The 14,105-nt window shown below is 36.9% G+C and carries 14 protein-coding genes; 12 read left to right on the top strand and 2 right to left on the bottom strand.

Annotated elements, in window-relative coordinates; translation table 11 throughout:
- Positions 1-11: 11 nt before the first annotated feature.
- Entirely contained in the window at positions 12-737 is a 726-nt protein-coding gene (locus tag ACO1PF_RS02755) for a sugar nucleotide-binding protein (protein ID WP_423189829.1), read from the bottom strand.
- 529 nt (positions 738-1,266) lie between these two features.
- Here ACO1PF_RS02755 and ACO1PF_RS02750 point away from each other — a divergent pair.
- The 12 genes from ACO1PF_RS02750 to ACO1PF_RS02695 all read left to right on the top strand — a co-directional run bounded on the left by ACO1PF_RS02750 (position 1,267) and on the right by ACO1PF_RS02695 (position 11,866).
- Complete coding sequence (locus ACO1PF_RS02750; protein ID WP_423189828.1) at positions 1,267-1,443, top strand: hypothetical protein; 177 nt, start codon at positions 1,267-1,269, stop codon at positions 1,441-1,443.
- Between the two features lie 548 nt (positions 1,444-1,991).
- Positions 1,992-2,483: a flavodoxin domain-containing protein gene (locus ACO1PF_RS02745; RefSeq protein ID WP_423189827.1), complete on the top strand. Its 492-nt coding sequence runs from the start codon at positions 1,992-1,994 to the stop codon at positions 2,481-2,483.
- 189 nt (positions 2,484-2,672) lie between these two features.
- Positions 2,673-3,446, top strand: a complete 774-nt coding sequence (locus ACO1PF_RS02740) for a GNAT family N-acetyltransferase (protein WP_423189826.1) — start codon at positions 2,673-2,675, stop codon at positions 3,444-3,446.
- Positions 3,447-3,651: 205 nt separating this feature from the next.
- Entirely contained in the window at positions 3,652-4,311 is a 660-nt protein-coding gene (locus tag ACO1PF_RS02735) for a DUF4332 domain-containing protein (protein ID WP_423189825.1), read from the top strand.
- Between the two features lie 14 nt (positions 4,312-4,325).
- On the top strand, positions 4,326-5,249 hold the full coding sequence (locus ACO1PF_RS02730; protein WP_423189824.1) for an SDR family NAD(P)-dependent oxidoreductase: 924 nt from the start codon (positions 4,326-4,328) through the stop codon (positions 5,247-5,249).
- A gap of 89 nt (positions 5,250-5,338) precedes the next feature.
- Entirely contained in the window at positions 5,339-5,674 is a 336-nt protein-coding gene (locus ACO1PF_RS02725) for a TfoX/Sxy family protein (RefSeq protein WP_423189823.1), read from the top strand.
- A gap of 57 nt (positions 5,675-5,731) precedes the next feature.
- On the top strand, positions 5,732-6,442 hold the full coding sequence (locus ACO1PF_RS02720; protein WP_423189822.1) for a DUF998 domain-containing protein: 711 nt from the start codon (positions 5,732-5,734) through the stop codon (positions 6,440-6,442).
- 319 nt (positions 6,443-6,761) lie between these two features.
- Complete coding sequence (locus ACO1PF_RS02715) at positions 6,762-7,265, top strand: GNAT family N-acetyltransferase (protein ID WP_423189821.1); 504 nt, start codon at positions 6,762-6,764, stop codon at positions 7,263-7,265.
- Between the two features lie 51 nt (positions 7,266-7,316).
- Entirely contained in the window at positions 7,317-7,817 is a 501-nt protein-coding gene (locus ACO1PF_RS02710) for a GNAT family N-acetyltransferase (RefSeq protein ID WP_423189820.1), read from the top strand.
- A gap of 41 nt (positions 7,818-7,858) precedes the next feature.
- Positions 7,859-10,033, top strand: a complete 2,175-nt coding sequence (recQ, locus tag ACO1PF_RS02705; protein WP_423189819.1) for a DNA helicase RecQ — start codon at positions 7,859-7,861, stop codon at positions 10,031-10,033.
- A gap of 312 nt (positions 10,034-10,345) precedes the next feature.
- Entirely contained in the window at positions 10,346-11,197 is an 852-nt protein-coding gene (locus tag ACO1PF_RS02700) for an aldo/keto reductase (protein ID WP_423189818.1), read from the top strand.
- Between the two features lie 468 nt (positions 11,198-11,665).
- Positions 11,666-11,866, top strand: a complete 201-nt coding sequence (locus ACO1PF_RS02695; RefSeq protein ID WP_071848620.1) for a cold-shock protein — start codon at positions 11,666-11,668, stop codon at positions 11,864-11,866.
- A gap of 370 nt (positions 11,867-12,236) precedes the next feature.
- Here the strand turns inward: ACO1PF_RS02695 and ACO1PF_RS02690 are convergent, their stop codons facing one another.
- Complete coding sequence (locus ACO1PF_RS02690; RefSeq protein WP_423189817.1) at positions 12,237-14,066, bottom strand: ABC transporter substrate-binding protein; 1,830 nt, start codon at positions 14,064-14,066, stop codon at positions 12,237-12,239.
- Positions 14,067-14,105: the final 39 nt, after the last annotated feature.

The raw sequence follows: 14,105 nt of genomic DNA, 5'->3' as shown, positions 1-14,105 counted from the left end.
GTGTGTTTAGATTAAAATAAATCCTTGATTTTAATACGATCATCATACATTCGGTCGTCACGAACAAAAGAAGTGATGTCACGTATTTCCCAATCTGTTTGATGTATTTCTTTCAGGTGGTTAACGATATCATAAAAACTGTAATTTTTATTGGAGTTTACCAGATAGGTATCCGGTTTATATTCCAGCGCGATATTAACAATTGTATCAGCTGTTTCTTCCAAGAAACTACACGAAGGATACCATTTCGAACTAGCCTCAATGAATTCATTTTTTTCCTGTTCTTTTACTAAAAAATCGAACATATCATTCGATCCGGTTTTGGAACCTATTTGCCAGCCCAACCTGGTAATGATTGCATGCGGATTATGTTCTCTCACACTATTCTCGCCGGCAATCTTGTAACGGCCATAGTCTTCTTCTGAATTTGGCACACTCTGAATATCATACGGACCTGTGCCTTTCTCAGAAAAAACCGAAACCGTACTTGTGAATAATAGTTTTACGCCCAGCGCATTTGTGGCTTTTGCAATATACTCTACCCATTCCACTGGTCCGGTTGCAATATGGAAGAATAGGTCAGGTTGTGTCTCTTTGATAAAATTAAAAACAACGTCCTCGCTATCTATGCCTACTTCTTCACGGTTCCAAATCACGACATCAATATTCTGTTTTTTTAATTCCTCATAAATGAAGGGGGCAACTGTTCCGTTCATACCTGTGATCATTGCTTTCATAATTAAACTCTCCTAATGAGTATGTATTTACTGAATTTGAAATATACTTTAACATTATATCAAATCCTTTATCGCTTTTACACTAAGATACACCGCATGCATTAATTGAGGACTGAAAAGTAGGTTATAAATATCTTGTGATAAAAAAATCTCGAGATTTACTTTTTTATCAATAAAATAAGGAGAACCATTTCATGAAAAAGTGAATGGAAATCGTTCGTTTTAGAATTTCATATTTGATTTCAAGCCATATAATCACACAAGTTTAGAAGGGTTAACCAATGGATTATCAATAGGTGATGGAGTATAATAGACTTAATAAAAATGATGACGATTAAGGGATTAAAGCTAGTTTTTTTGAAGACGCTATATGAACAATCCTTCGTTTGTTAAAGTGCGTTATGTGACGTTCTTTAATCTTTATATTGCTTACTGCTATTTACTCCGGATATTTCCCGCATATACATAGACCTTTATAAGAAAATAGAAAAACATGAAAAAGGCATAATGACTGCTGAGGAGGGTATGTATGAAAAAAGAAACAGGAATTTTAATTGGAATTTTATTGTTTATAATATTAGCAACTTTTAAACTGTGGATAAAAGCATCATTTGAACTTCAATTATTTGGGCTGATAATTTTAATTGCTGTTTCGCTTTTCTTGAAGCGTGAAATTATGAAAAGAATTAAGCTGAGAATTAAATAGAAAAGCGGAAAAGATAGGGTCAATGTTATTTGATTTTATATTGTGCTTGTTTATTTGCGAGAAACACTTATCTAGACTAAATTATTTGCAGTTAACCGTTACAAAAAACCTCAGCAAAAAGGTGTTCTCAAGAGCTATTGAGAACGCCTTTTTTTTATAATTCACAATGTATTTTTTACGAAAAATATCGAACTTTCCGGCTTGGTGAGAATGAAATGTCATGAATCAGTGTACTGAATTTTGGTTTTTTCTTATGTTAAATAGAAAAATGTTCACTTTACTATTTGAAAATTGTTTAAATAACACTGAAAGTACAAAAATATAAGAGTTAATCAATGAACTATCAATATGTGATTGGGTATAATGAATTTAACAATAAAGATCGGTATTATGGGTGATATTTGGCAAACCAATCTAGTAAGTCCACTCGATACCTGTGAACACAGCTGTTTTTATATTGACATCTAATAATTCAGTGACATTGAAAGAGAACTCATAAAATCTGTGTTTTATCAGCTGAAAAAAATATTTCTATGGAAGAAGATGAAATGATGAGAACTTTAATTGTCTATGCTACTAAATACGGCAGTACTGAAAAATTTGCCCATATATTGGGAGACATACTCCATGATGACGTCGATTATTTGGAGGCGAAAAGCAGCGTTAACAAAGACTTGATTCATTTCGACACGATCATCATCGGCGGCCCCATATATATGGGACAGATACGTAAAGATATCACTTCTTTCTGTGAAGACCACCTTGAAATGTTGAAAAGCAAACGTCTTGGTTTATTTATTTGCGGGATGCAGGACGAAGATGTCATCAAAGATCAACTACAATCTAGCTTTCCGCCAGAATTAATACAGCTGGCAACTGTCACCGCACACTTTGGAGGGATGTTCCAGTTTGAGGACATGAGCTTTTTTGATAAAGCAATCACTAAAAAGATAGCTAAGATTTCTTCGGATTACTCTGACGTCAGAGAAGAAACAATTAAGGCATTCGCTCAAACGATGAATACCAATGTGGATGACTAACAATAATTCGACTAAACGAACGAAGCAGATTCCAGTTTAACGTTTAAAATGCTGCTATATTGATGTTGAAACACAATATGAAAATTCAAATTCTGTCCTTTTCAACTATGTACAAAAGAAATTTTAACGACAATGGCTCGTGAATAAAATCATTATTCAGACCACTAATCAAAAGAAAGGGTCAGCGATATGGAAAAATTTATAGAATTGAATACCGTTAACATTTCAGAAGAACACATCTGCTGTGCCATATCGGATAAGAAGTGTAAAGAAAGCTATGAGCTAAAAAAAGATTGGTTGAAAAAGGAATTCAGTAATGGTTATGTTTTCCGTAGAATTGATGCGAGAGCAAAAGTCTTTATTGAATACGGGCCGGCTGAAAAGGGATGGGTACCTGTAGATGCACCTAATTATCTATTGGTAAACTGTTTTTGGGTATCTGGAAAATATAAAGGAAATGGCTATGGAAAAGCTTTGCTTGAAACCGCTATTGAAGATGCAAAAAAAAATGGGAAGAGTGGATTGACTACTGTCGTTGGAACAAAGAAATTTCATTTTATGAGTGATACGAAATGGCTTTTAAAACAGGGGTTTGTAGATTGTCAGAAAACAACATCAGGGTTCAGTCTTTTAGTGTTGAAAATTGATCCCGATGCCCCAACACCCAGATTTAATGAGTCTGTAATCAGTGGTGAATGTGCTGAGAAAGTAGGGATAGTTGTTTATTATTCAAACAGGTGTCCATTTGCAGAGTTCCACGCCAAAACTTCTCTGATAGAAACAGCGACTAAAAGGGACATACCCTACAAAATCATAAAAATTGAAACCATGGAACAGGCACAAACAGCACCAAGTCCTGCTACTATTTTCAGCATGTTTTATAATGGGAAATTTATTACAACAGATATCAGTATCTGTATGGACAGCCGTTTTGATAAGTTATTAGAAAAAGCTTTGGAATAGGAAATGAAAACTGACAAAAAATAGCTTATTCCAGAATTGAATTATTTGAATTGTTTCTAAAGGTATCGGATTAATAGTAAGTTTAAAATTGATCGACTTCATCTAGCAGAGGTATAGTCAATACCGGAGGGGGATTTTTTCAGGAAAGATCGAAGTTGCTGAACCTCTGAACGTCAAGCAATATAATATATAAGGAGGAACGGGTATGTCTTATTATATTGATGAAGAAAAAGTAAGCCTTGATAATTTACAAAAGAGGATCGAAGAAACAGACTTGGTCCCCAGCCGAATTTTTCTATTGGAAAAGATTGATGAACAGTTTTTGAAATTAAAAGAGTATGGTTTTTTTGCCCTTAATGATTTGAGAAAAGGTTTGAAAAACAAAAAAGACATACCAATGCTATCAAAGGAGACCGGAATAAATTATGATTACTTGGTTTTACTTAGACGAGAAATAGAAAGTTATTTCCCGAAGGCATGTCAATTAAGCTCTTTTGATTGGTTTCCTCAAAAAGATGTAGCGAAATTAGAAACCCTTGGTTATAAGAATTCCGTTTTATTATTTGAGGCATTGAGTTCATCTGAGGAAAAGACTGAAATTATCAATGACTATGGATTTGAACCGGAATTTATTGAATCTATCCATAATTTGCTTGATCTGACAAGAATCCAGTGGGTCAGTCCCAATTTTGCCAGAATGTTAGTTGCTGCTGGATATACGAATGTGAGAATGATTTCAATGGCTGACGCAGATGAATTATGTAGCAAACTTGATAAGATGAATAAAGATAACAAATATTTTAAAGGGAAAATTGGACTTAGAGATATCAAACGGCTAGTGAAAGCGGCATCATATGTTTCGTGAAGAAGGGGAAAACTATGAAGATTTTAATAACTGGTGGTACGAATGGAATGGGAAAAGGCGTTGCTAAAGCATTAGCATCTATTGATAACCAATCACACGAGGTAATTATCCTTTGTAGATCAAAAGAACTTGGCGATAAAGTAAAAGCGGACTTTAAGAATACTACTCTCAATGAAAAAGTTTCACTAATTATATGTGACCTTACAAAACTAAGGGATGTTGAAAATGCGATAAATGAGATTCAAAGTAAGCATACTTTTTTAGATGGACTATTTATAAATGCTGGTTTAGGATATGCTGCCGAGAGAATTGAAACAGAAGATGGTATGGATTCGCATTTTCAAGTCAATTATTTATCTCATTTTATGCTGACCTTGAACTTGTTAAGCTTATTGGAGAAGTCCCAGAGTGGAGGAAGAGTTATTTTTAATGTCACAGAAGGAGGTGAAATTTTTTGGGATGATATGCAAATGATAAATAAGTGGGGATATGAAGATGGTATTCATCAGGCCATGGTTGCAAAAAGAATGTTTCTTGTGAAATTGCATGATTTATACAAAAATAAACATAATTCAAAAATAGCTTTTATCGGCTTTCAAATCCCTAAAACTGTGTGGAGCAACCAAATAAATATTATCCCTGCATATATGAGAATGATGGCAACTTTGATGAAGTTATTCGGAAGATTTATTACGATAGAAGAATGCGGAGAAATGATGGCTCCTATGTTTACCGAAAATCAAGAAGAAAGCCTTAAAAAGTCTGGAAAGTTTATTACTTTGAAAGATAATGAATTTGTAGAAATTAAAGAAGATATGCAAATATTGAATAAGCAGTCGCAAGAGAAATTGTGGGGAATCAGTCTCAACTTATGTGCAGATGAAAAAACAAGTCAAATTTCTAAATCACTATTTAGTCTTGAACAAGACGATGAATAAAATTACCGAAGACTCATCTCTTGTTATTTGAAACGCGAAAAATCAATTTGACGAAAATTAAGTGACGCTTATGAAAGAAGGGAGAAGAGATGTCATCAAGCCAGGATTTTGTGGATTATGTGGTGGAACAAATAGGTAATGCAGGCATGGTAACATACAGGAAAATGTTTGGGGAGTATGCCATTTATTGTGATAAAAAAGTTGTTGCACTGATATGTGATGATCAGCTGTTTGTAAAACAAACCGAAGCAGGGAAAACCTTTATAGACGATGTGAAGGAAGCCCCTCCATACCCAGGAGCAAAAATGAGTTTTCTAATAGAGGATAAAATTGATGATCAAGAATGGATCAGCCAATTAATCAAGATTACCGCAAATGAATTACCGTTGCCGAAACCCAAAAAAAAGAAAATTAAAAAAGAATAATGTTGAGACTGGATTATGTAATCATTTTAAAAAAAAATTAACGGACGTTATCAATACATGCTGAATAAAAGAGGAATGCTGCCGATATTAGGGGGAGATGAAATGAGAGGGAAAACACTGACTAACTGGTTGTGCCTTTCAGGCATCGTAAGTCTCGTTTTTTATATCTTGCATACTGTAGTTGGGGCGATGAATTATCCTGGATACGACTGGAGAAGCCAGGCAGTAAGTGATTTAACTGCAACGAACGCCCCTTCATTTGTGGTCGCAAATGGACTAGTCTCCATTCACCATCTATTTGCCTGTTTGAGTTGTGTGTTGGTTTGTATAATCATTCAGGGTAAGGGAAATAAAGTATTGAGAGTTGGGATATATCTGTTTGCCATAATGAATTGGGCATCGGCGATAGGCTACACTCTTTTTCCATTGACGGATAGTGGGTATGCCGGAACCTTTCAAGATGTTATGCATGTATACGTCGTTACAGCTGTAGTTGTCGTTTTATCGATTGTTTCAATTATTCTGATTATCATCGGGGGATTCAAAAATCATAAAAAATATCAGTCATTGGCTATTTGGGCAACTGTCACATTAGTATTCATGATTATCGGTCCCATCGGTACAAGCATAGTACCCATGGCATATTTCGGAATAGCTGAGCGTTTCAGCGTCTATAGTGTGGCTGTGTTCAATGCGATATTAGGTTTATATGGCTTTGTTTTCATTGAAAGGATAGAAAAAAAATTTAAATATCGAAAGGACGCATAAGATAACATTTCTTTAGGTCATCATATTTCATCAGTAGCCACAATTAAATCTCAATTTCAGCATAATTAGTGTTAGAATATATAAGAATGGTAGACATCTATGAGGTGGAGATCCAATACTTGATTACAAATAAATACATCGGCCTAAGATTAGCATGTTTATGCTGTTGTCTTGGGGCTTCTTTCATTTACAAGAACATAAGCGAGTTAAAAGATAGCTTAAATAAGCGAATAATAAACGTGAGTGATATGAAATTTTCGACAAACTACTAAAAAGCTGAAATGACTATTAGATATATTAGGAGGACATCGATCGTAAAATGTTTATAAAAACTGACAGATTGATTATAACTGAATTTGATAAGAGCATGACAGAAAGCGTGTATCTCAATTCTTTAGATGAGGATACTAGACGTTTTGTTCCGGACGAGGTGTTTGCAACGATTGATGAAGCAAAAGAAACTGTGGAAAAGCTCATTGCTTGTTACCAGAACGATACAGGGCCTTTTGTCTATCCGGTGATCCTCAAAGACGGAAAAAACATTGGTTATGTTCAGGCAGTTCAAACAGGAAACGATTGGGAGCTTGGGTACCATATAGCCAGAGAGCATACTGGCAAAGGCTATGCGACAGAAGCTGTCACTGCTTTTTTACCTGTAATCATAAAACAGCTTGATATATCAATGATCTATGGGATATGTCATGCAGAAAATACGGCTTCACAAAAAGTATTGGAAAAGTGCGGTTTTATTTTAGAGTATAATGGAATAGATTATTATCAGGGTGTTGAAACGGAAATTTTTCGATACAGATATAATGAATAAATCATAAGTGTCGCAGGTAACTAGAAATACATAGAGGGAGTTTAGGTTGAAATGCAAAAAGACAATAATGAGGAAAAGATTACTATACGTTTTGCAGAACAAAAAGATCTTTCTCTGATATTGGATTTGATCAAGGAGCTGGCTGTTTATGAAAAAATGTTGGATGAAGTCGTTGCCACCGAAAAAAGTCTAAACGAGAACTTGTTCGAGAAAAAAATGGCTGAAGTCATCATCGGTGAATATCGAAATGAACCTGTAGCCTTTGCCCTGTTTTTTCCTAATTTTTCTACTTTTCTTGGGAAGCCAGGTCTTTATTTGGAAGATGTTTATGTGAAGCCCGAGGTACGAGGAAAAGGCATCGGACGTAAATTATTCACATTTTTGGCCAATCTTACTTGCGAGAGAAATTACGGAAGACTAGAATGGGTTTGTCTGGACTGGAACAAGCCATCTATCCAATTTTACAAGAAAATGGGAGCAATACCGATGGATGACTGGACCACGTTCAGAATGCAAGGAAACGCTTTAGAGAACCTGGCGGATAAATTTTAATTGTGCAGCAATTATTGAAGCAAACGATAAATGGAGGATTTATGAAAAGTATTTTTGAGACACTGAAACACTATTATGGTTATGACGCATTCCGACCTGGACAGCAGGAACTCATTGAAGCCATTCTCAGAGGAGAAGATGTGCTGGGTGTCATGCCTACAGGTGGCGGGAAATCGATATGTTACCAGATTCCAGCTATTTTCATGGACGGTTTGACTTTAGTCATTTCGCCTTTGATTTCATTGATGAAAGATCAAGTTGACAGCTTGCAGACGATAGGCGTCAGAGCCGCTTATATAAACAGTCAACTGACTTATTTTGAACAGCAGTCGATTATGGAGCAGGCATCAAAGGGAGAGTTAGATCTACTTTATGTTTCTCCTGAACGTCTGGGAAACCAGCAGTTTATGTCTCATGCCCGCAGGTGGAAGCTCAATCTTATCGCCGTGGACGAGGCCCACTGTGTTTCTCAGTGGGGACATGATTTCAGAACGAGTTATCAACGGATTCCAGAGTTGATGGGCGTATTATCCTCGCGTCCGCCATTTGCGGCTTTTACAGCAACGGCCACGAAAATCGTTCAGGAAGATATGATCAAGCAATTGAGATTGGAAAAACCGTTCAAGCACGTCGCCAGTTTTGACCGACCGAATCTCTATTTCTCTGTCGTTAAGCCGAAAAAGAAGGCAAATGAGCTATTACGGATAATGGATAAGAAAGAATCGAGCATCATTTATTGTAATACACGTAAAAGCGTGGATAAAGTTTACAGCACACTTGACAAAAAAGGGTATCCGGTAACGTATTACCATGCAGGGATCAGTGCGGAAGAAAGAACGAACCATCAGGAAGATTTTCTATATGACCGAAAACCCATTATGGTAGCGACGAATGCTTTTGGAATGGGCATCGATAAATCAAACGTTAGGCGTGTTATTCATTATAATATGCCGCTCGACATGGAAAGTTATTACCAGGAAGCCGGTCGTGCCGGGAGAGACGGAGCCCCATCGGAAGCCATTCTATTTTATTCAGCCCAAGACATTATTACCAATACGATGCTGATCGAACAAGGGAATTCCCCTCATGCACGAGCGAATCTGAACTCGATGATCACATATTGTAAAACCGGTAACTGCCTGCGTAAGAGTATACTGAAATACTTCGATCAGGAAGTGGATTGGCAGGAATGTGACTATTGCTCAAACTGCGACGGAGAGTCTGTCACCACGGATATCACCGTTGAAAGCCAGAAGATTTTATCGTGCATCTACCGTATGAAGCAAGCATACGGAACCGGACTCATAACGGACGTCCTCCGTGGGAAAAACAATAAACGTATCCAGCAGTTGGGATTCAACGAATTGAGCACGCATGGTTTAATGTCTGACTATACAGACGGGGACATCAAAGATATGATTTCCATTATGTTGAGTGAAGGCTACCTACGTTTAAATGGCGACAGCTATCCCATCGTGCAGTTTACGGAAAAGACCAACGATCTGCTGCAGGCCAAAGTGAGTTTATCCATACGGAAACAACTGAAACAAGAGCCGGCTCCGAAGAACAAGATGGTCGAGAATATTGAACATTATGATGAAGATTTATATGAAGAACTGAGAAAATTACGGACAAAACTTGCCCAAGAGGCAGGTAAACCACCATTCATTGTTTTTACTGACCGCAGTTTGATCGATATGGCAGCGAAGTATCCTCTGACAGAAAACGACTTTTTAAATATAAACGGTGTAGGCGATGTGAAATTACAGGAATATGGTGAGGTATTCCTTACTATCATTAAGGACTACGTTTCTAGTCATAAGCTAGATGCTGAGACCTTGAAACAAAACAATGTGAAAACAGAAAAAATCAGTCAGCCACAGAAGACGTCAAAAATAGGTCAATCTAAAAATACAATAGAGGAAACAGTCACTAGTTTTGAAGAAGGACAGACGATTGACGAAATTGCTGAAATGAGAAACTTGTCAACGATGACCATAGTGAATCATATATGCAAATGGATCGAAAAAGGAAAAGAAATAGATCTTGACCGATTCGTTTCACCTGAAACAGATAAAGAAATAAGAGAAGCCATTCTAAAAGTTGGGAGAGACTTTCTCAAACCTATCAAAGAAGCAATGGATGACTCCATAACGTATGATCAAATTAAAGTTGTACTGGCCAAAATAAAAGCTGAAGAAAGTACTGCGAAATAATTTCTTGAATATATCACTATACAATTAGATTAATTGAAACCAGAGTAGCTATAGCTCTGGTTTTTTCTTTTGTGTGAAATAGCTTCAAAGGTAATAATTAAAACAATGAACTAACGGATAAATTTAAGAGATATCAACCTGCTTATCAAGTTAAAAGAGAATGGACATCGATATATTTAGCTTCCTGTTTTTATACGCAATTATTTTAAAAAAGTAGGTTATAAGTCGGAACTATTAAGTTTGATTCTGATTTTTGTTACAATAAATAAGTAAAAGATTTTTGCAACAATATACAATTAGGAGGAAATAAATATGGAAAGTCTTAATGATACGTATACTTTATCAAATGGGGTTGAGATTCCAGTACTTGGATACGGAACATGGCAAGTAACTGATCCCAATGAAGTTGTGGAAGGCATAATCGCTGCCGTCAAAGCTGGCTATCGCCACATAGATACAGCACAAATGTATGGCAATGAGGAGTATGTCGGGAAAGGTATCAAAGAATGTGGCGTGCCGCGTGAAGAACTGTTTGTTACTAGCAAACTGAATAACACCAATCACGGGTATGATGCAGCCCGCAAGACCATTGAAGAATCACTGGAAAGATTGGATCTGGACTATCTGGATTTGTTCCTGATTCACTGGCCTGTTGTCAAAGATAACGGTGGAGACTGGAAACAGGACAATATCGATACATGGCGTGCGCTTGAAGATTTATATGATGAAGGTAAGTTAAAAGCCATCGGACTCAGTAATTTTGCCGTACCTCATCTAAATAATATTGTGGGAAACTGCAGAATTATGCCGATGGTTAATCAGATCCGTCTGCATCCCGGTATAACTCAGGAAGATACTGTTGAGTTGAGTCGCAAGCATAATATGATTGTGGAAGCTTGGTCACCACTTTCTCCAATGGAAAATCTGGAGGGAAATACTAAAGTACAGGCTATGTGTGCTGAAAATGGTAAGTCCATTGCTCAAGTATTGTTGAGATGGAGTCTCCAGCATGGATTCGTCACTTTGACTAAATCTGTTCACGAAAAACGCATTATGGAAAATGCAGATATTTTTGATTTTGAACTTTCAAGTAAAGATATGGATTACCTGGATAGCATTAAATTTGATGATTTAAGCAAACCCGATGACTTTGAAGAAAGATAAACTTTTTAAAGTAGCAGAAAAATATTCCATTAAAAAAAGGGCGGCTCAAAATGAGTCGCCCTTTTTGCATTCACTAAAAATAGAATCAGTTAAGATATGATATTACAGATTACAGTAAAAATGGTTAATTCTATAGCAAAGAGTTATGAACGAAATTAGGAAAAGTGATCTTAATAATAATGATTCTTAAATAGATGGTAGATGTCCAGATAATTTTTTTGTAGAAAAAAAGCGAGGTATCGTTGCCGTTATAGGGATTTTAGAGTAAGTAAGAGTTCAGAAAAAAGAAATATGAGTCTTAATTATGTACAATAGCAAAATAAGTTTGCATTATCCTCTGAGTATGTTATACTAGGTTTAACATATTGTAAGAGACAAACAACGAACTGTGTAATGCATTCCGAATTGGCCTTTAAGCAATAATGTAAAAATAATTTGTGCTGAATGGCACGAGGAGGAATTTTTAATATGGAAACAGGAACAGTAAAATGGTTTAACGCAGAAAAAGGTTTTGGCTTTATCGAACGTGACGGAGCAGAAGATGTATTCGTACATTTCTCAGCAATCCAAGAAGACGGATTCAAATCTTTAGACGAAGGACAAGCAGTTAACTTTGATACAGAAGAAGGAAACCGCGGACTTCAAGCAGCAAACGTAACTAAAGCTTAATAACTTTAAACTAAAATTTTAGGAGCAAGAACATGAGTGAAAACTTATGTTCTTGCTCCTTTTTTTGCTTTAAGATAGATACTTGACTAGGTAAATATCCCTTACTATTGGGAAAAATTATCTACTGTTCCAGAAGCTGAACAATGTGGCTAGGTGAAAGATCCTTTCGGTGTCTCATGGTAGATCGTTCCTGAGAGCATGGATGGCCTCTTAAAAAGGGGAAGCAGAGAACAAATCAATAGTGTTACCCAAGCTTTTCTACACATGAAGAAAAGTAGTATAGAAGAACTCGAAAAAAATAAAAAGAGAAACAATATAAAAAAGGGATTACCTCATTTTTGAGATAATCCCTTTTGCTGTAACCTCTTTATTATTCACCAGAATCTTGGTAGTTCTGATAGAATTCTTCCACTTTAGCTGGATCAGCTATCAGTTCATTACCGGTATCTACTAAAGGTGTAACAGTTGTATAAGCTTTCAATTTCAGTCCGTCGTAGGCAGAACTGATTTCATCCTGATTGATAGAGTATAAAATAGCCTTGCGCAAGTCGGCACTTTGAGCCACTTCACGGTCACTGTCACTGTCAACATTAATCATCAGGTATTTCACTCCATTACTTTGTCTGCTTTGGAGAGTCAGGTTTTCTTCACCTTCAACAATGTCATATTTTGTTTCGCCTAAACCATACATCAAATCGATTTCTTCTGAACGAAGGGCTGACAATGCGCTGTCTTCATCCCCTATAAAACGAACAGTTATATTGGAGATGTTGGGTTCATTTTCCGTGTCAGTCATGAAAGCTGGATTTTTCTGGAAAGTAGCTGCATAGTCATTCTTTTCGATCATGATATAAGGACCACTGGCATACAGATGATTATCATAAGTTTCACCCTCGGTAACAGCACGCTGGTCACCGTACGATATATCCGTGGTGATGTCAAAATTATCATTATCATACGTATTGATGCTTTCCACTTGTTCTTGTGAAACAATACCGGCAGACTGGTGAGCCAAGTAGTTCAACACTTGCGGGAAAGGTTCAGTGGTCGTCAGCTTGATGACCTGATAATTTCCAGATGCATTATTTACTTCGTCTTCAGATTCAACTACAGAAGAGATAGCGGTTTCCAGTTCAGCTTCCAGTGCCTCTAGAACAGATCCGCTGCCATCAGTTAACTGCGTGTTTTCCAATTCAGACATGTCTGTAAGCAGGCTAACTGTGTCAATGTGCTCATGCAGACTGTAGGTACGGTGATCAGGAACAGAATCTGGGTTTTTTGCACGGTCTAGCGAATAGATTACATCCTGCCCGCTGACTAAAGAGCCCGTATCTACAGCTTCACCATCTTCAATAGCCGCAAAATTGATGTCATCACGTAAAACAAAATAGTAATCAGCATTGCCTTCAGCAATGGCGTGAACATAACTTAATGACCCTTCCGATACAACGTCATCGTCATCTGTCAAATTAACAAGACGGACATACATATTGGTATTCAATTGATTGATGGAGCCATCATTCCCCTTGATAGGATCAAGCGAAGTCAAATCGCTTATAGTTTGAGTCAGCATCAATGATTCAGACTCGTTCATCGACTCATCATCGTATGAAACTGGTTCCCAGGCAAAGGCACGTGATTTGGAAAGGCGGATAGTATCTGGGTTTAGCAAATCATGATTAAAGGCCTGTGCTTTCAGTGAATTATAAAGTGGAACAATATAAGCATTTTCGTCAACAAGTTCGTGTTCCAGTTCAGCATAAGTTTCGGTATACTCATCGGGTGTCTGCAGGGCAGCTTCATTAATCAGCGCATCGACGTCCTCATCTGAAATGATACTGTTATCACCATTACTGGTGAAGAGGGAACGGACAGCATAATCCGGATTCCCGGTTACTGTTGTCCAGCTGGCGATAGAAATGTCATAGTTACCGGCATCTCTTAATGAGCGGTAACTGGCGAAATCCGGTTGAGTATTCAAAGTTACATCAAAACCGTTTCGATTCAGCTGGTCACGGACAATATTCAAATCCGTTTCATCATCAGCAGAGCCCAAAAGCTCAAGAGAAATTTTTTCTGTTGTTTCAACTGATTCGTTATCTCCAGGAACAATGTTTGATTCGTTTTCTGTTTGAACATCACAAGCTGCCAAGGCTATGGTCGCCGCGATTGTCAGAAAAGGTAGTAGTTGTTTCTTCATTTTATAAATCCTCCTATAATATGTTTTTTTTTAAAATTT

Source organism: Alkalibacterium sp. f15 (assembly GCF_049389645.1).
Taxonomy (GTDB): domain Bacteria; phylum Bacillota; class Bacilli; order Lactobacillales; family Carnobacteriaceae_A; genus Alkalibacterium.
This window is presented reverse-complemented; position numbering and strand designations above follow the sequence as displayed.

What these genes read in the sequence shown, in the direction of transcription:
- ACO1PF_RS02750 (WP_423189828.1), top strand. Translation starts at nt 1,267, where the DNA reads ATGAAAAAAGAAACAGGAATTTTAATTGGAATTTTATTGTTTATAATA.
- ACO1PF_RS02755 (WP_423189829.1), bottom strand. Translation starts at nt 737, where the DNA reads ATGAAAGCAATGATCACAGGTATGAACGGAACAGTTGCCCCCTTCATT.
- ACO1PF_RS02745 (WP_423189827.1), top strand. Translation starts at nt 1,992, where the DNA reads ATGATGAGAACTTTAATTGTCTATGCTACTAAATACGGCAGTACTGAA.
- ACO1PF_RS02710 (WP_423189820.1), top strand. Translation starts at nt 7,317, where the DNA reads ATGCAAAAAGACAATAATGAGGAAAAGATTACTATACGTTTTGCAGAA.
- ACO1PF_RS02725 (WP_423189823.1), top strand. Translation starts at nt 5,339, where the DNA reads ATGTCATCAAGCCAGGATTTTGTGGATTATGTGGTGGAACAAATAGGT.
- ACO1PF_RS02690 (WP_423189817.1), bottom strand. Translation starts at nt 14,066, where the DNA reads ATGAAGAAACAACTACTACCTTTTCTGACAATCGCGGCGACCATAGCC.
- ACO1PF_RS02720 (WP_423189822.1), top strand. Translation starts at nt 5,732, where the DNA reads ATGCTGAATAAAAGAGGAATGCTGCCGATATTAGGGGGAGATGAAATG.
- ACO1PF_RS02695 (WP_071848620.1), top strand. Translation starts at nt 11,666, where the DNA reads ATGGAAACAGGAACAGTAAAATGGTTTAACGCAGAAAAAGGTTTTGGC.
- ACO1PF_RS02730 (WP_423189824.1), top strand. Translation starts at nt 4,326, where the DNA reads ATGAAGATTTTAATAACTGGTGGTACGAATGGAATGGGAAAAGGCGTT.
- ACO1PF_RS02740 (WP_423189826.1), top strand. Translation starts at nt 2,673, where the DNA reads ATGGAAAAATTTATAGAATTGAATACCGTTAACATTTCAGAAGAACAC.
- ACO1PF_RS02700 (WP_423189818.1), top strand. Translation starts at nt 10,346, where the DNA reads ATGGAAAGTCTTAATGATACGTATACTTTATCAAATGGGGTTGAGATT.
- ACO1PF_RS02735 (WP_423189825.1), top strand. Translation starts at nt 3,652, where the DNA reads ATGTCTTATTATATTGATGAAGAAAAAGTAAGCCTTGATAATTTACAA.
- recQ (WP_423189819.1), top strand. Translation starts at nt 7,859, where the DNA reads ATGAAAAGTATTTTTGAGACACTGAAACACTATTATGGTTATGACGCA.
- ACO1PF_RS02715 (WP_423189821.1), top strand. Translation starts at nt 6,762, where the DNA reads ATGTTTATAAAAACTGACAGATTGATTATAACTGAATTTGATAAGAGC.